Raw genomic sequence first — 17,080 nt, forward strand, 5'->3', positions numbered from 1 at the left:
GTCCGGTGGACAAACGAATCACGGCAACATTATTCATTCAGGAAAATCAACATGGCTATCGAACGCACTCTCTCCATCATCAAGCCCGACGCAGTGGCCAAGAACGTCATCGGCCAGATCTACGCCCGTTTTGAAGCCGCTGGCCTCAAGGTCGTGGCTGCCCGCATGGTGCATCTGTCGCGCCTGGAAGCCGAGCAGTTCTACGGCGTGCACAAAGAGCGTCCTTTCTTCAAGGACCTGGTGGACTTCATGATCTCCGGCCCTGTGATGATCCAGGCCCTGGAAGGCGAAAACGCGATTCTGAAGAACCGCGAACTGATGGGCGCCACCGACCCCAAGAAGGCAGAAGCTGGCACCATCCGCGCTGACTTCGCTGACAGCATCGATGCCAACGCCGTGCACGGCTCGGACGCTGCTGAAACGGCTGCTGTGGAAGTGGCTTTCTTCTTCCCTGGCCTGAACATCTACTCGCGTTGATATGGTGATCCCCATGCCTGTTCCCGCAACCGTGGGATGTCTGCGCCATGGGGACGGTTGCGCCCGGCCCTCCGAGAGGGCGGCGCAATGACCACCAACCTGTTGGAATTTGACCTCGACGGCCTCGCAGCCTTTTGCGAGCAGCTGGGCGAGAAACGTTTTCGTGCGACCCAGCTGTTCCGCTGGATCCATCAGCGTGGCGCGAGCGACTTCGACGCCATGAGCGACCTGGCCAAGGCCCTGCGCGACAAGCTCAAGGGGTGTGCCAAGGTCGAGGCCCTGCCTGTTGTCTCCGAACATGTTTCGTCGGACGGCACAGTGAAGTGGCTGTTTGACGTGGGGGATGGCAATGCGGTCGAGGCCGTGTTCATCCCCGAGGATGACCGGGGCACGCTCTGCGTGTCGTCACAAGCCGGTTGTGCCGTGGGCTGCCGCTTTTGCTCTACGGGGCACCAGGGCTTCAGCCGCAACCTGACCACGGGCGAGATCCTGGCCCAGCTGTGGTTTGCTGAGCACTCCCTGCGCAAGCGTTTCAACACCGAAGACCGCGTGATCTCCAACGTGGTCATGATGGGCATGGGCGAGCCGCTGCAGAACTACGCTGCCTTGGTGCCCGCCCTGCGTGTGATGCTGGACGACCATGGCTATGGCCTGTCACGCCGCCGGGTAACGGTGTCCACTTCGGGTGTCGTTCCCATGATGGACCGGCTCTCGCAGGACTGCCCCGTGGCTCTGGCGGTGTCCCTGCATGCGCCGAACGATCCCTTGCGCGACAACCTGGTGCCGCTCAATCGCAAGTACCCGATCCAGGAGTTGCTGGAGGCCTGTGGCCGTTATCTTGCCCATGCGCCTCGCGACTTCATCACCTTTGAATACTGCATGCTGGATGGCGTGAATGACCAGCTGGAGCATGCGCAGCAGCTTATTGAGTTGGTCAGGCGCTCCGGGGTGCGCTGCAAGTTCAATCTGATTCCTTTCAATCCGTTCCCTGCGTCAGGGCTCTTGCGGTCGGCGCAGAATCAGGTTCTTGCCTTTTCCAAGGTCTTGAGCGACGCCGGTATTGTCACAACGGTACGCAAGACCCGAGGCGATGATATCGATGCGGCCTGTGGGCAGTTGGCGGGTGATGTCAAGGATCGCACCCGCGCTGCAGAGCGCATGGCAAAGCAGCGCACAATCGTGCTCAAACCGGTGACTTGATCAGCAGGCAATCGGCAAACTTCAAGGAGGCTCTACATGGCGGGATTGGTTGGACGCTGGCAGCATTTTGGCCGCTGGACACTCACGGCATGCAGTGCATTGATTTGCATCGCAGCACTCCAGGGGTGTGCGGCCAACAACGCGGCGGCCCTGGGTGAATCAGAAGCCGATCTGGTAACCCCCTCCGATGAGTCCGAAGCCCGGCGCCGTGCCCGTATCCGGCTGGAACTCGCAGCCAACTACTTCGAGATGGGCCAGACAGCGGTGGCCCTGGACGAAGTCAAGCAGTCGCTTGCCGCAGATCCTTCCTATGCCGATGCGTTGAACCTGCGCGGCCTGATCTTCATGCGCTTGAACGACCTGGCGCAGGCGGACGACAGCTTTCGCCGTGCCATGGCATTGCGCGGCAACGATGCCAACCTGCTGCACAACTACGGGTGGCTGTTGTGCCAGCAGCAGAAGTACGCGGATGCGGACCAGTATTTTGGGCGCGCCATTGCCACCCCCACCTACATGGCGCGCGGCAAGACCTTGATGGCGCGCGGGCTGTGCCAGTCCCGGGCGGGCCAGCTTGCGGAGGCGGAGCAGTCGTTTCTGAAGGCCTACGAGATGGATGCTGCCAATCCGGTGGTGGCATACCAGCTGTCCTCGTTGCTGCTGCGGCGCAACGAGCTGACACGGGCACAGTTTTATATCCGGCGCCTCAACAACAGCGAGTTTGCCAATGCTGAATCGCTGTGGCTGGGCATAAAGGTGGAGCGCGCCTTGGGCGACTCCGTGGCAATGCGGCAACTGGCAGGCCAGTTGCGCAAGCGGTTCCCGGATTCGCGGGAGTTGGGTGCTTACGAACGCGGGGCTTTCAATGAGTGAGGTTGTGGAGAGTAGTGGGTTGACGGCGGGTGGTTTGCTGAGGGAGGCCCGCCAGGCGTCTGGAATGCACATTGCGGCCTTGGCCGTGGCACTGAAAGTGCCGGTCAGCAAGCTGGAGGCCCTGGAGGCTGACAACTTTACGGTGCTGCCCGATACCGTGTTCGTGCGGGCCCTGGCCTCCAGTGTGTGCCGCGTGCTCAAGGTGGACGCGGCGCCCGTGCTGGCCTTGCTGCCCCAAAGCCAGAGTCCCAGTCTGGCGGCAGACAGCGCCGGGATCAACGCCCCGGTCAAGGGCAGCGTGGGCAAATCCGCGGTGTCCTCTTCATCGTTCTCCGGGAACGGGTCCGCTTCGCGCTCTGTGGGGTTTGTGGTGCTGGCCCTGCTGATGGGGGCTCTGGCCCTGTACTTCTTCCCTCGGGGCGAGGACCGCGCGGCATCCACTTCAACGACCGCTCCTGTGCTTTCTTCGGCCCCAGATGCTGTGCCGACGGGGGCGGCGGATGCGCCAGCAGCCGAGCGGCCTGCGGAGCCCGCCCCCGCACCTGCTGCGGTGACTCCGGCCTTGGTGGCGGCCCCGGCCTTGTCTGCCGCTGTCACTGCAGTGCCCGCTACCGCTGCTGTCCCTGCCTCGGCGCCGGCACCGGCCGTGGTGGCCAGCGCCCCAGCGCCTGCGGCCGACGCACCGGCGGGCACACTGGTGCTGCGCGCACGCAGTGAATCCTGGGTGCAGGTGAAAGACGCCACCGGCGCTCTGGCCTTGCAGCGCAACCTGGCTGCGGGGGAGTCCGTGTCGGTATCGGCCCAGCCCCCGCTGGCGGTGGTCGTGGGGCGTGCCGACGCAACGGAGGTGACGGTGCGTGGCAAGCCGTTCGACCTGACCGCCGTGTCGCGCGAGAACGTCGCTCGTTTTGAGGTGAAGTAGCGTGCAGAACCCTTTGCGTGATTTTGGCCCCGTGGCGGTCGCTACCCCTTTGCCTCGCCGTTCGCGCCAGGCAAAAGTGACCTGGGGCTCACGGATCGTGACCGTGGGCGGCGATGCGCCGGTGCGCGTGCAGTCCATGACCAACACGGACACGGTGGATGCCATCGGCACAGCGATCCAGGTCAAGGAACTGGCCCAGGCTGGGTCTGAATTTGTCCGTATCACGGTCAACACTCCCGAAGCGGCTGCTGCCGTGCCCTACATCCGCGAACAGTTGGACCGGATGGGCGAGAGCGTGCCGCTGGTGGGGGACTTCCACTACAACGGCCACCGTCTTCTGACCGAATTCCCCGATTGTGCGCAGGCGCTCTCCAAGTACCGGATCAACCCGGGCAATGTGGGCAAGGGCGACAAGAAGGACAAGCAGTTCGGCCAGATGATCGAGGCTGCCATGCGCTGGGACAAGACCGTGCGCATCGGCGTGAACTGGGGCAGCCTGGACCAGGAACTGCTCGCCAGCCTGATGGATGCCAACAGCCAGCGCGCGCAGCCCTGGGAGGCGCGCCAGGTGATGTACGAGGCACTGATCACGTCGGCCATCGAGTCGGCCAAACTGGCTGAATCTATGGGCCTGAATGGTGACCAGATCATCCTGTCGTGCAAGGTCAGTGGCGTGCAGGACCTCATCGCCGTCTACCGCGAACTGGCCCGCCGCTGCGACTACGCGCTGCACCTGGGCCTGACCGAGGCGGGCATGGGCACCAAGGGCACGGTGGCGTCCAGCACGGCACTGGGCATCCTGCTGCAGGAGGGCATTGGCGACACCATCCGTGTGTCGCTCACGCCCCAGCCCGGCGAGGCGCGCACGCAGGAGGTGGTGGTTGCTTCTGAAATCCTGCAATCGCTGGGGCTACGCGTGTTCGTGCCCAGCGTCACGGCCTGCCCGGGCTGCGGCCGCACCACCAGCACCACGTTCCAGGAGCTGGCCAAGCAGATCGACGACTACCTGCGTGCGCAAATGCCCGTGTGGCGTGTGCGTTATCCGGGGGTGGAGGGCATGAAGGTGGCCGTGATGGGCTGCATCGTCAACGGCCCTGGCGAAAGCAAGCATGCCGATATCGGCATCAGCCTGCCCGGCACGGGTGAGGCCCCGGCGGCGCCTGTGTTCATCGATGGCGAAAAGGCCCTGACGCTGCGCGGCGAGCGCATTGCCGAAGAGTTCCATGCCCTTGTCGAGCAGTATGTCGAGCGCCGCTACGGTCGTTCTTGATAGCTATAAAAATAATAGCTATCAACGTATGTCTATCAGGCGGTAGGGCCTGATTTGTTTCAAAAAAATACCAGGAAAATACCGCAGTGAGCAAAGTGCAGAAGCTGAGCGCCGTCAAAGGCATGAACGACATCCTGCCCGCCTCGGTGCCCCGCACCGAAAAGCTTCCGACATCGGCACGCTGGCAGTGGTTCGAGGCTGCGGTGCGCAAGGTGCTTGCCCGTTATGGCTACCAATACCTGCTGACACCCATCGTCGAACCCACGGCGCTGTTCGTGCGCGGGCTGGGCGAGGTAACGGACATCGTCGAAAAGGAGATGTATTCCTTCACCGACTCGATGAACGGCGACAAGCTTACCCTGCGTCCCGAGGCCACGGCGGGCATCGTGCGCGCCATGGTCGAGCACAACGCGCTCTACAACGGCCCGCTGCGCGTGTGGACACAGGGCCCCATGTTCCGCCACGAGCGCCCGCAAAAGGGCCGCTACCGCCAGTTCAACCAGCTGGACGTGGAAGCGCTGGGTTTTGGCGGGCCGGATGTGGATGCGGAAATCATCCTGGTTGCCCGCGCACTGTGGCGCGAGCTGGGTTTGGTGGAGGGACAGCATGTGCGGCTCGAAATCAACAGCCTGGGCCAGCCCGCAGAACGCCGCGAGCACCGCGAGGCCTTGATCCGCTACTTTGAGCAGCACCAGGACCAGCTGGACGAAGAAGCCCGTCGCCGCCTGCACAGCAACCCGCTGCGCATCCTGGACAGCAAGAACCCGGCAATGCAGGCCTTGATCGAGGCGGCGCCGAAGCTCATGGACTTTCTCGGCGACGCGTCGCGTGCCCACTTTGACGCCGTGCGCGCTGCGTTGGAGGCCGTGGGCCTGGAGTACCGTGTGAACCCGCGCCTGGTGCGCGGCATGGACTACTACAACCTGACCGTGTTCGAGTGGGTGACCGACCAGCTCGGTTCGCAAGGCACGGTGTGTGGCGGTGGCCGCTACGACGGCCTGATTGAACAGCTGGGCGGAAAGAGTGCGCCTGCCGTGGGTTTTGGCCTGGGCATCGAGCGCCTGTTGCTGCTGGCTGATGAATTGGACCTGCCCATGCCATCGGCTGCGGCGGATGTCTATGCCATCGTGCCGCCTGGCACGCCACTGCCCCCCGTCATCGTCGTGCTGGAGGCACTGCGCACCGCGGGGCTGAACGTGGTGCAGCACGCTGGTGGCGCCGAAGGTGCGGGCAGCATGAAGTCACAGTTCAAGAAGGCCGACGCCAGCGGTGCGCGCCACGCGCTCATCTTTGGCGAGGACGAACTGGCGCGGGGCCACGTCACCGTCAAGGCCTTGCGCGACGGCAGCGGTGCGCAGGCCGAGCACCCCCTGGCCGATGTGGCGCAATGGGCCGCCACCCTACAATCCATCGCTTAATCCGAATACAGAACCGCTGATCTTTTATGGCCAATCATCTCGATCTTGAAGAACAAGAGCAACTTGACCAGCTCAAGCATTTTTGGAACACCTGGGGCACGCTGATCAGCTCGGTGGTGCTGGTGGTGGCAGGCAGTGCGGCCGCGTGGAACGGTTACCAGTACTGGCAGAACCGCCAGGCCACCCAGGCGGCGGCGCTTTTTGATGCCGTGGATGTGGCTGCCCGGTCGGGCGACAAAACGCGCTTGGAGCAGGCTTTTGGCGACCTCAAGTCCAAGTACGGCAGCACCACCCAGGCGGGTCAGGCCGGGTTGACCTTTGCCAAGGCGATGCAGGACACCGGCAACGCCGACGCCGCCAAGGATGCGCTGGGCTGGGTGGCGGAGCAATCTTCGGACGACGGCCTCAAGGCCTTGGCCAAATTGCGCCTGGCCAGCGTGCTGATGGACCAGAAGAACTACGATGAGGCGCTCAAGCAGGTGTCTGGCAGCTTCCCTCCCGAGTTCGCGTCGGTCGCGGCAGACCGCAAGGGCGATGTGCTGCTCTTGCAGGACAAGCGCCAGGAGGCGATTGCCGAGTACACCAAGGCCTACAAGGGTTTCGAAGAAAGCGTTGAATACCGCCGCCTGGTGGAGATCAAGCTGAACGCGCTGGGTGTGTCGCCGCAGGCAGCGACCGTGGCGGCGGCCCCATCTTCCGTGCAAACCAAGTAAACACATGACATTGACTCCACATGCGGTGTCCGGCCGCTCTTCTTTCCTGCGTGGCACTGCGTTGGTGGTGCTGGCTGCGTCGCTGGCGGGCTGCTCGTTGTGGAGCGGTGGTGGCAGCGCAAAGCCTGCCCCTGCTGACCTCGGCGCAAACGTCGCCGTCCTGGGGGTCCGGCAGGCCTGGACGGCCCGCGTGGGCAACGTTGCTGGCTTGCCCCTGGATGTGCATGCCCTGGGCAATGTGGTCACTGTGGCGTCCTCCGACGGGGTGGTCGCAGCCATTGACGCCCGTACTGGTGGGGACGTCTGGCGCACGACGCTGGGCGAGCCGCTGTCGGCGGCTGTGGGCAGCGACGGCAAATCGGCTGCCGTGGTCTCGCGCAACAACGCACTGATCGTGCTGGAGGCCGGCCGCGAGCGCTGGCGCGAAACCCTGGCCGCCCAGGTCTTTACACCTCCTCTGGTGGCAGGCGGGCGCGTGTTTGTTTTGTCGGCAGACCGTTCGGTTTCTGCCTATGACGCCACCACGGGGCGGCGCCTGTGGGCTCAGCAGCGCCCTGGTGAGCCTCTCGTGCTGCGCCAGGCCGGCGTTCTGCTGGCCGTGGGGGACACCCTGGTGGTTGGCCTGTCGGGCCGCCTGGTGGGTCTGAACCCAGACAATGGCAGCGTGCGCTGGGAAGCGCCTTTGGCCAGTCCACGGGGCACCAATGACGTGGAGCGCCTGGTCGAGTTGGTCGGGCGTACCAGCAAGGTGGGTGACAGCGTCTGCGCGCGCTCGTTCCAGGCTGCGGTGGGTTGTGTGAACACGGCCCGGGGCTCCGTGGCCTGGACGCAGCCTGCCAGCGGCGCTGAAGGCGTGCATGGCGACGCGGATGCGCTGTTTGGTGTTGAAAGCAATGGCACGGTGCTCGCCTGGCGCCGTAGCGACGGCTCGCGCCTGTGGGGCGTTGATCGGCTCAAGCACCGCAAGCTGACAGCGCCGCTGTTGTTGGGGCGCTCTGTGGTGATCGGTGACGACACCGGGTTGGTTCACCTGTTGTCCCGTACGGACGGCTCTCCCCTCAACCGCATTGCCACGGACGGGTCCGGCATTGCGGCGGCACCTGCCGTGGCTGCAGATACTTTGGTGGTTGTGACCCGCAACGGCAGTATTTACGGATTCCGTCCAGATTGATCGGTTGTATTCAATGAAGCCAGTTATCGCCCTCGTGGGGCGTCCGAATGTCGGCAAATCCACGCTTTTCAACCGTCTGACCAAGTCCCGCGACGCCATCGTGGCGGACTTTGCCGGGCTCACGCGTGACCGGCATTACGGCAATGGCAAGCAGGGCAAGCACGAGTACATCGTCATCGACACAGGGGGCTTCGAGCCCGACGCCTCAAGCGGTATCTATCGCGAGATGGCCAAGCAGACCCAGCAAGCGGTGGCCGAGGCCGATGTGGTGGTGTTTGTGGTCGATGCCCGCGCGGGCCTGTCGGCGCAAGACCACGACATCGCCAACTACCTGCGCCGCCTGAGCAAGCCTTGTGTGCTGGTGGCCAACAAGGCCGAAGGCATGGTGCAGGGCGTGCAGCTGGCCGAGTTCTATGAGCTCGGGCTGGGCGAGGTCTATCCCGTATCGGCAGCACACGGGCAAGGTATCCGTGGGTTGGTCGATCTGGCGCTGGCACCTTTGCAGTTGCCCGATCCCGACGAGATGGAGGCTGCAGCCGACAAGGGCGTCATCAAGCTGGCCGTGGCGGGCCGCCCCAACGTGGGCAAGTCCACGCTGATCAACACCTGGCTGGGTGAGGAGCGGCTGGTGGCGTTTGATATGCCGGGAACCACCCGTGACGCGATCACCGTACCCTTCGAGCGCAATGGCCAGCGGTTTGAGCTGGTGGACACCGCTGGTTTGCGGCGCAAGGGCAAGGTGTTCGAGGCGATCGAGAAATTCTCCGTGGTCAAAACGCTGCAGGCGATCGAATCAGCGAACGTGGTGCTGCTGCTGCTGGATGCCACGCAGGGCGTCACGGACCAGGACGCGCACATCGCGGGCTACATCCTGGAAAGTGGCCGTGCTGTGGTGGTGGCGGTGAACAAGTGGGATGCGGTGGATGACTATCAGCGCCAGCAGCTGGAGCGGTCCATCGAGACCCGATTGACGTTCTTGAAGTTCGCTTCACTGCACTTCATTTCGGCCAAGAAGCGCCAGGGCCTCGGCCCCCTCTGGACGTCCATCGTCCAGGCCCACCGGGCGGCTACCTGCAAGATGTCCACCCCGGTGCTCACGCGCCTGCTTCTGGAGGCCGTGCAATTCCAGAGCCCGAAGCGGGCTGGCATGTTCCGCCCCAAGATGCGCTATGCGCACCAGGGGGGCATGAACCCCCCGGTGATCGTGATTCACGGAAATTCGCTGGAGCACGTGACGGATGCCTACAAACGCTTTCTGGAAGGGCGCTTCCGCAAGGAGTTCGACCTGGTGGGCACGCCGCTCCGAATCGAGATGAAGACCTCGCACAACCCGTTTGCCGACAAGGACGAGGGTTAAAACAAAGTCGCGAATCAAGAAGGGCCATGCCTGAACCTGGCGGTACGGGGCTCTGGCTGTGGTAAGGTGCTGGTTTACAACAACATTTTTGAACACGGAGAATATCGTGAGCAATAAAGGCCAGCTTTTGCAAGACCCCTTTCTCAACGCCCTGCGTCGGGAGCATGTGCCAGTCTCCATCTATTTGGTGAATGGCATCAAGCTGCAGGGGCAGATCGAGTCGTTTGACCAGTATGTGGTGTTGCTGCGCAACACGGTGACCCAGATGGTCTACAAACATGCGATTTCGACCATCGTCCCGGGTCGCGCAGTCAATTTTTCCACCGCAGAAACGCCTGATGCCGACAGCAGCAACCCTTGATTGGTTGCCGCTTGTTAGCCGGTTTTCGTTTTTGAGTCAGGTGGTACGAAAGGGCGGTCCGCTTTGAGTTCGGCTACGCCCCTTCAGGCAGGCACCGCTCCGGTATTGTTGGTGGGGGTGGACTTCGGTCTGCCTCACTTTGACGGTGAACTGGAGGAGCTGGGTCTGCTGGCACAGACCGCTGGCATGCAGCCTGTGGCCCGCATTACCTGCAAGCGCAAGGCGCCGGATGCGGCGCTGTTTGTGGGCAGCGGAAAGGCCGATGAAATCCGAACCTTGGCCCAGATGCATGGTGCGGTTGAGGTGCTGTTTGACCAGTCCTTGAGCCCAGCCCAGCAGCGCAATCTGGAACGCCACATCGAGTTGCCGGTCAACGACCGCACGTTGCTCATTCTTGAGATTTTTGCCCAGCGTGCGCGCAGCCACGAGGGAAAGCTGCAGGTCGAGCTTGCCAAGCTGCAGTATGTGAGCACCCGTCTGGTTCGTCGCTGGTCGCATCTGGAGCGTCAGACCGGCGGAATTGGTGCCCGTGGTGGCCCTGGCGAAAAGCAGATCGAGCTGGACCGCCGCATGATCGGCGATGCCATCAAGCGCACGCGCGAGCGCTTGGTCAAAGTCAAGCGCCAGCGGTCTACGCAACGCAGGCAGCGCGAGCGGCGCGATACCTTCAACATTTCGCTGGTTGGCTACACCAACGCAGGCAAGTCCACGCTCTTCAATGCCTTGGTCAAGGCCCGTGCTTATGCGGCTGACCAACTGTTTGCAACGCTCGACACGACCACCCGCCAGCTGTATCTGGCTGATGCGGGCAGGTCGGTCTCGTTGTCCGATACGGTGGGTTTTATCCGGGACCTCCCGCACGGGCTGGTGGATGCCTTCCAGGCCACGTTGCAAGAGGCGATTGACGCAGATTTGCTGCTGCATGTGGTGGATGCATCCAATGCCGATTTTCCTGAGCAGATGGCTCAGGTTGAACGCGTTTTGCAGGAGATCGGTGCTGCCGATATTCCACAGATTCTGGTGTTCAACAAGTTGGATGCATTGGCTGGTGAGCGGCGCCCGCCGGAGTTGCAGGACCAGTACGAGGTGGCTGGGCATCTGTTGCCCCGGCTGTTCGTGAGTGCCCGTTCGGGCGAGGGGCTTGACCATTTGCGCCATGCGCTTGCTGCCAGGGTGCTGGCCACGCAGTTGGACATGACCCCAGGTGATGCCGTTGAATTGCCGGATGCCATGCCTTGATTGGGCACAATGACGGACTGATTGACCCCATCCGAGAACCAGAGACTTTGCGCATGAATTTCCAAAACCGCACCCTACGCTGGGCTTCGCTGCCAGAACGTATTCGGGGCATGTTCAATCTGAATGATCCTCGCTGGGGTCGTGGTGAGGACAAATCGGAAGAGGGGGGGCGTCCTGACGATCGGCAGGGAGGCTCACCTCAGAACGGTCCCCGTGGAGGCGACCAGCGCCCTGGCAATGGTCAACAGCCTCCGGATCTGGATGAGCTCTGGCGCGACCTGAATCGCAAGCTGGGTGGCCTGTTCGGTGGCAAAAACGGCGGATCGCGTGGTCCTGGCAATGGTGGCGGGTCGGGGGGGGGCTTTCAGCCTGACATGAAGAGTGCCGGGGTCGGTGTAGGCCTGATTGCTGGCATTGTCTTCGTGATCTGGATGGGCACAGGCTTCTTTATCGTCCAGGAAGGCCAGCAGGCCGTCATCACCCAGTTTGGCAAGTACAAGAGCACCGTGGGTGCGGGCTTCAACTGGCGCTTGCCTTACCCCATTGAGCGCCATGAGCTGGTTTTTGTGACCCAGATCCGCTCTGCTGATGTGGGCCGCGACACCGTCATCAAGAGCACGGGCCTGCGGGAGTCGGCCATGCTCACCGAAGACGAGAACATCGTCGAGATCAAGTTCGCCGTGCAGTATCGCCTGAGCGATGCGCGGGCGTGGCTGTTTGAAAGCAAGAATCCGTCGGACGCCGTGGTCCAGGCCGCCGAAACTGCCGTGCGGGAGGTGGTGGGCAAGATGCGCATGGACACGGCCTTGGCCGAAGAACGCGACCAGATTGCTCCCCGCGTTCGCACGCTGATGCAGACGATTCTGGACCGCTACAAAGTGGGCGTCGAGGTCGTGGGTATCAATCTGCAGCAAGGCGGGGTGCGTCCGCCAGAGCAGGTTCAGGCGTCTTTCGACGATGTTTTGAAAGCGGGCCAGGAGCGAGAGCGTGCCAAGAATGAAGCGCAGGCCTACGCCAATGACGTGGTGCCGCGCGCGGTGGGGTCTGCCTCGCGCCTGAACGAAGAAGCCGCAGCCTACAAGGCGCGTATCGTGGCCCAGGCGCAAGGTGATGCCCAGCGCTTCTCGTCGGTTCTGGCTGAATACCAGAAGGCGCCCCAGGTCACGCGTGATCGCATGTATCTGGACACCATGCAGCAGATCTACGGAAATGTGACCAAGGTTCTGGTGGAGTCTCGCCAAGGCTCCAACCTGTTGTACCTGCCGCTCGACAAGATCATGCAGAGTGTGGCGAGTGGTGGTGTGGGGTCTGTGGATGCTCCTGCAACCAGTGCAGCGCCCGCTGCGGCGCCTGCTGCACCGGCGGCCAATTTTTCCAATGATCCCCGGGCGCGTGATTCCAATCGCACCCGTGACCGTGAATCTCGCTAGGAGCCGTTCGTGAACAGAGTTGGATTTATTGCATCCACTATTTTGGTGGTGCTTGCTCTCATGAGTTCGATGCTTTTCGTGGTGGATCAGCGTCAGTTCGGGGTGCTCTATGCGCTGGGGCAGATCAAGGAAGTGATCACTGAGCCCGGCCTCAATTTCAAGCTGCCGCCACCGTTTCAGAACGTGACGTACATTGACAAGCGTCTCCTGACCTTGGACAGCACAGACACCGAGCCCATGCTGACGGCTGAGAAGCAACGGGTGGTGATCGACTGGTACGTGCGCTGGCGCATTTCCGAGCCCACGGAGTACATTCGCAACGTGGGTCTGGATGAGAGCGCAGGCGCCATGCAGCTCAACCGGGTGGTGCGCAATGCCTTCCAGGAAGAGATCAACAAGCGCACCGTCAAGGAGCTCCTTTCCGTCAAGCGCGAAGCCTTGATGGCGGATGTGAAGCGTGAAGTGCTCGATACAGTCCGTGGTGCAAAGCCTTGGGGCGTGGACGTGGTGGATGTTCGTATCACCCGTGTGGACTATGTAGAGGCGATCACGGAATCCGTGTACCGGCGCATGGAGGCGGAACGCAAACGTGTGGCCAATGAGCTGCGCTCCACCGGTGCGGCTGAGGGTGAAAAAATCCGTGCCGATGCGGACCGCCAGCGTGAGATCACCATCGCCAATGCATACCGTGATGCCCAGAAGGTGAAGGGTGAAGGTGATGCCGAGGCGGCGCGCATTTACGCAGAGGCTTTTGGTCGTGACCCGCAATTCGCGCAGTTCTACCGGAGCCTGGATGCCTACAAAGCCAGCTTCAGCAAGAAAAGCGATGTCATGGTGCTGGACCCTTCTTCGTCTGACTTTTTCAAGGTTTTCCGCGGCGGGGCGCCTGCTGCATCCCAGGCGGCTCCTCGCAAGTAATGCGCGTGCGTGGTGAGTGGTGGGCGTGACCTGGGACAGCTTGTGGACCGCGTTGGCGCTGGTCCTGCTGATTGAGGGCTTGCTGCCCTTTTTCTCGCCACAAAGCTGGAAGCGCACGGTCCAGCAGATTGCCCAACTGCAAGATGGTCAGGTGCGATTTTTCGCGCTTCTGGCCATCATTGCAGGCCTGTTGATGCTCTGGCTCTAACGGTTGTCATCAGGCCTCGCTAGAGATTCTTTGGGTGCCTCTGGCGGGTGCCGGTAGAATCACGGTTTTAACAGCCTCCCCTTTTCTCCATGTCTGCTTGGGTCCTTCCGGATCACATTGCCGATGTCTTGCCGTCTGAAGCGCGGCACATCGAAGAATTGCGTCGCGGGCTGCTTGATACAGCCCGCTGTTATGGCTATGAGTTGGTCATGCCGCCGCTGATGGAGCACCTTGAGTCGCTCTTGACGGGCACGGGCGAAGCGCTGGACCTCCAGACTTTCAAGCTCGTCGATCAGCTCTCCGGCCGCTCCATGGGGTTGCGGGCCGATACCACGCCCCAGGTCGCTCGCATCGATGCCCACCTGCTCAATCGCAAAGGGGTAACGCGCCTGTGTTACTGCGGGCCCGTGCTGCATACGCGTCCTGATCGTCCCCATGCCACCCGTGAGCCACTGCAGTTTGGTGCCGAGATTTACGGCCATGCTGGGGTCGAAGCCGACCTGGAGGCATTGCAACTGGCCCGTGAATGCCTGCGGATCGCTGAGGTCCGTGACACCACGGTTGACTTGGCGGATGTTCGCATCGTCCGTAACCTCCTTGCAGGCGTCACGGTGGGCCCGCAGTTGTTGAGTGCGATCCATGCTGCATTGGCTGCCAAGGATGCCCAGGAGCTGAGAGCGCTGACCCGTGATTTCCCGGTGGAGTCCCGGGAAGGCCTTTTGGCCTTGCTTCAGCTCTACGGCGATTCCTCTGTGTTGGTTGAAGCCGAAAAAGCCCTTCACCGCGTATCTGGTGTGCCGGAGGTGCTATCCAATTTGAAATGGTTGGCGTCGCGATTGGAGGGTGCTGCGGTGACCTTTGATCTGGCGGACCTGCGTGGCTATGCCTACTACAGCGGCGCCCGCTTCGCGATTTATGCCCGTGGTGCCAGTGACGCGCTGGTCCGTGGCGGCCGCTACGACGAAGTGGGCGCGGTGTTTGGGCGTAACCGGCCTGCCGCTGGATTCAGCTTGGACATCAAGCAGGTGGTGGGTGTGGTGCCTCCCCGTGCATTGAAGGCTGCCATCCGGGCCCCTTGGGGCGAGGGGGCGGATGTGCATGCTGCGATCTCCGAACTGCGCTCTGCAGGGGAGACGGTCGTTTGTGTTTTGCCGGGCCACGGGAGTGAAGTGGATGAATTCCACTGCGACCGCGAACTGGTGCAGGTCGCGGGCCGTTGGGTCGTGCAGGCTGTTTGAGCAATTGTCATTTGAATTGGGTTTGAGATGAAAGCAACCAAAGGTCGCAACGTAGTGGTGGTCGGTACCCAGTGGGGCGACGAAGGCAAAGGCAAGCTGGTCGATTGGCTGACGGAAAGCGCTCAAGGTGTTGTGCGTTTTCAAGGAGGACACAACGCAGGCCACACGCTGGTGATCAATGGTGTGAAGACCGCACTGCATCTGATTCCGAGCGGCATCATGCGCCCCGGGGTCAAGTGCTACATCGGCAACGGTGTGGTGCTGTCGGCTGCGAAGTTGTTCGAGGAAATCGAGGGGCTGGAAAAGGCCGGTGTCGAAGTTCGCTCGCGTCTGCGCATCAGCGAAGCCTGCCCGCTGATCTTGCCTTTCCATGCCGCGATCGATGTGGCCCGTGAGGCTGCGCGGGAGCAGGGGGGCACCGAGAAGATCGGTACCACTGGCCGTGGTATTGGCCCCGCCTATGAAGACAAGATTGCCCGCCGCGCCCTGCGCGTGCAGGACTTGAAGTACCCCGAGCGTTTTGCATCCAAGCTGCGTGAACTGCTGGATCTGCACAACCACGTGCTCACCACCTACCTGGGCTCCGCCAAATTCGTGTTTGGCGATGCGCTCAAGCCTTACATCCAGGACGGCCGGGTGCAGTTTGACGTGGTCTATGCCGAAGCCATGCGCCATGCCGAGTTGCTCAAACCCATGATGGCGGATGTGTCGCGCGAGTTGAATGAAGCCAACCAGGCGGGGGCCAATCTTCTGTTTGAAGGCGCGCAAGGTACGCTGCTTGATGTGGATCATGGTACCTACCCCTATGTCACATCGAGCAACTGCGTGGCGGGGAATGCGGCTGCGGGTTCTGGCGTGGGGCCCGGCATGCTGCATTACATCCTGGGCATCACCAAGGCTTACTGCACACGTGTGGGTGGCGGTCCTTTCCCGACGGAGCTGGATTGGGAAGTTCCTGGGACCCCCGGGTACCACATGAGCACTGTGGGTGCCGAAAAAGGCGTGACCACGGGCCGTAGCCGCCGTTGCGGCTGGTTTGATGCCGCGCTGTTGAAGCGCAGTGCGCAGGTCAATGGTCTCTCGGGTCTGTGCATCACCAAGCTGGATGTGCTCGATGGATTGACCGAGTTGCTGTTGTGCACCGGCTACGAGCTGGATGGCGAACGTATTGACTTGCTGCCTATGGGCGCGGATGACATTGCCCGCTGTACTCCTATCTATGAAACGCTGCCGGGCTGGAGTGAGTCCACCGTGGGTGTGACCGACTACGCAAAGTTGCCAGAAAGCGCCCGTCGTTATTTGGAGCGAATCGAGCAGGTCACGGGAGTTCCCATCGACATGATCTCGACCAGCCCTGATCGGGACCACACGATCATGATGCGTCACCCCTATGTTGCAGGCTAACCTTCGGGGTTGCCTTGTCTCTGTTGTCTTAGCCGCCACCCACTATTCAGGAGCCATTCCATGTTGACCGAAGACGGAAAACACCTCTATGTCAGTTACGACGAGTACCACAGTCTCATCGAGAAGCTGGCGCTCAAGGTGCATCAGTCCGGGTGGGCGTTCGATACGATTCTGTGCCTGGCCCGTGGTGGTCTGCGTCCCGGTGACATCCTGAGCCGCATTTTCGACAAACCGCTGGCCATCATGTCCACAAGCTCTTATCGGGCCGAAGCTGGTACTGTGCAGGGTCACCTCGACATTGCACGCTTCATCACCACCCCGAAGGGTGAGATTGCCGGCAAAGTGTTGCTAGTGGATGACTTGGCGGACTCTGGGCACACACTGCATGCGGTCATTGACATGCTCAAGACCAACTACGCACCGATCACGGAGCTGCGCAGTGCGGTGATCTGGACCAAGGGGCTGTCAACGTTCACGCCTGACTACTCCGTGGAGTTCCTGCCGACGAATCCCTGGATCCATCAGCCATTTGAAGGCTATGACAGCCTGGGCCCGGAAAAGCTGCTGGAGAAGTGGCGGGTTTGATAGGTTGCCAAGAATTTTCAGAATTCTTGGCAAAGCCTCTTCAATCCGTGCTATAGTCGAGGGCTTCGCTTCTGAAGCACTTGCCCGAACGATGTAGTTGTTTGGTGCTGTGTTCGGTGGCTGGCGGTGATGCTCTTGTGGGGTTGTGCTGCTGGCGATCGAGGGGTGAAGAAAAGTTTTGGTTTTGTGTCTGGGTGCTTAAAAACTCGGTATAGAATACAAGGCTTCGCTGAGTAAAGCGGGTTGTTGGCAGATGTCGATGGCCTCGAAAGAAAAGCAAAAAGTTTGACAGTTCTTAA

17 protein-coding genes are annotated in these 17,080 nt (G+C 61.8%); all 17 read left to right on the top strand.

Going from position 1 to position 17,080, the window contains the following annotated elements; translation table 11 throughout:
* The first annotated feature begins 51 nt into the window (after positions 1–51).
* The 17 genes from ndk (at position 52) to CBY09_RS22485 (ending at position 16,781) form a co-directional block, all read left to right on the top strand.
* A complete protein-coding gene (gene ndk, locus CBY09_RS22405; protein ID WP_063463230.1) occupies positions 52–477 on the top strand; it encodes a nucleoside-diphosphate kinase in 426 nt (141 codons plus the stop codon).
* A gap of 87 nt (positions 478–564) precedes the next feature.
* A complete protein-coding gene (gene rlmN, locus CBY09_RS22410; protein WP_094291786.1) occupies positions 565–1,677 on the top strand; it encodes a dual-specificity RNA methyltransferase RlmN in 1,113 nt (370 codons plus the stop codon).
* 36 nt (positions 1,678–1,713) lie between these two features.
* Complete coding sequence (gene pilW, locus CBY09_RS22415) at positions 1,714–2,547, top strand: type IV pilus biogenesis/stability protein PilW (protein ID WP_094291787.1); 834 nt, start codon at positions 1,714–1,716, stop codon at positions 2,545–2,547.
* Positions 2,540–3,469: a helix-turn-helix domain-containing protein gene (locus CBY09_RS22420; RefSeq protein ID WP_094291788.1), complete on the top strand. Its 930-nt coding sequence runs from the start codon at positions 2,540–2,542 to the stop codon at positions 3,467–3,469. Before pilW ends, CBY09_RS22420 begins: the two co-directional genes overlap by 8 nt.
* A 31-nt stretch (positions 3,470–3,500) precedes the next feature.
* A complete protein-coding gene (ispG, locus tag CBY09_RS22425; RefSeq protein WP_420807473.1) occupies positions 3,501–4,739 on the top strand; it encodes a flavodoxin-dependent (E)-4-hydroxy-3-methylbut-2-enyl-diphosphate synthase in 1,239 nt (412 codons plus the stop codon).
* Between the two features lie 122 nt (positions 4,740–4,861).
* The gene (gene hisS, locus CBY09_RS22430) at positions 4,862–6,157 is read left to right on the top strand and encodes a histidine--tRNA ligase (protein WP_094291808.1); all 1,296 of its coding nucleotides are present in this window, start codon (positions 4,862–4,864) and stop codon (positions 6,155–6,157) included.
* Between the two features lie 26 nt (positions 6,158–6,183).
* Positions 6,184–6,870 carry a YfgM family protein gene (locus CBY09_RS22435; RefSeq protein ID WP_094291789.1) on the top strand — a complete coding sequence of 229 codons (687 nt, stop codon included), beginning with the start codon at positions 6,184–6,186 and terminating at the stop codon, positions 6,868–6,870.
* Between the two features lie 4 nt (positions 6,871–6,874).
* Positions 6,875–8,041, top strand: a complete 1,167-nt coding sequence (gene bamB, locus CBY09_RS22440) for an outer membrane protein assembly factor BamB (RefSeq protein ID WP_094291790.1) — start codon at positions 6,875–6,877, stop codon at positions 8,039–8,041.
* Positions 8,042–8,054: 13 nt separating this feature from the next.
* Positions 8,055–9,398: a ribosome biogenesis GTPase Der gene (gene der / locus CBY09_RS22445; protein WP_094291791.1), complete on the top strand. Its 1,344-nt coding sequence runs from the start codon at positions 8,055–8,057 to the stop codon at positions 9,396–9,398.
* A gap of 106 nt (positions 9,399–9,504) precedes the next feature.
* A complete protein-coding gene (gene hfq, locus CBY09_RS22450) occupies positions 9,505–9,759 on the top strand; it encodes an RNA chaperone Hfq (protein ID WP_063463238.1) in 255 nt (84 codons plus the stop codon).
* A gap of 63 nt (positions 9,760–9,822) precedes the next feature.
* A complete protein-coding gene (hflX, locus tag CBY09_RS22455) occupies positions 9,823–10,998 on the top strand; it encodes a GTPase HflX (RefSeq protein ID WP_094291792.1) in 1,176 nt (391 codons plus the stop codon).
* Positions 10,999–11,051: 53 nt separating this feature from the next.
* On the top strand, positions 11,052–12,428 hold the full coding sequence (gene hflK, locus CBY09_RS22460; RefSeq protein WP_094291793.1) for an FtsH protease activity modulator HflK: 1,377 nt from the start codon (positions 11,052–11,054) through the stop codon (positions 12,426–12,428).
* Positions 12,429–12,437: 9 nt separating this feature from the next.
* The gene (hflC, locus tag CBY09_RS22465) at positions 12,438–13,346 is read left to right on the top strand and encodes a protease modulator HflC (protein WP_063463240.1); all 909 of its coding nucleotides are present in this window, start codon (positions 12,438–12,440) and stop codon (positions 13,344–13,346) included.
* A gap of 25 nt (positions 13,347–13,371) precedes the next feature.
* The gene (locus tag CBY09_RS22470; protein WP_094291809.1) at positions 13,372–13,554 is read left to right on the top strand and encodes a DUF2065 domain-containing protein; all 183 of its coding nucleotides are present in this window, start codon (positions 13,372–13,374) and stop codon (positions 13,552–13,554) included.
* Between the two features lie 89 nt (positions 13,555–13,643).
* Entirely contained in the window at positions 13,644–14,792 is a 1,149-nt protein-coding gene (locus CBY09_RS22475; protein WP_094291794.1) for an ATP phosphoribosyltransferase regulatory subunit, read from the top strand.
* 27 nt (positions 14,793–14,819) lie between these two features.
* Positions 14,820–16,196, top strand: a complete 1,377-nt coding sequence (locus tag CBY09_RS22480; RefSeq protein WP_094291795.1) for an adenylosuccinate synthase — start codon at positions 14,820–14,822, stop codon at positions 16,194–16,196.
* 60 nt (positions 16,197–16,256) lie between these two features.
* On the top strand, positions 16,257–16,781 hold the full coding sequence (locus tag CBY09_RS22485; RefSeq protein WP_063463243.1) for a phosphoribosyltransferase: 525 nt from the start codon (positions 16,257–16,259) through the stop codon (positions 16,779–16,781).
* Positions 16,782–17,080: the final 299 nt, after the last annotated feature.

The sequence above is a fragment of the Acidovorax kalamii genome (assembly GCF_002245625.1).
Lineage (GTDB): Bacteria > Pseudomonadota > Gammaproteobacteria > Burkholderiales > Burkholderiaceae_C > Acidovorax > Acidovorax kalamii.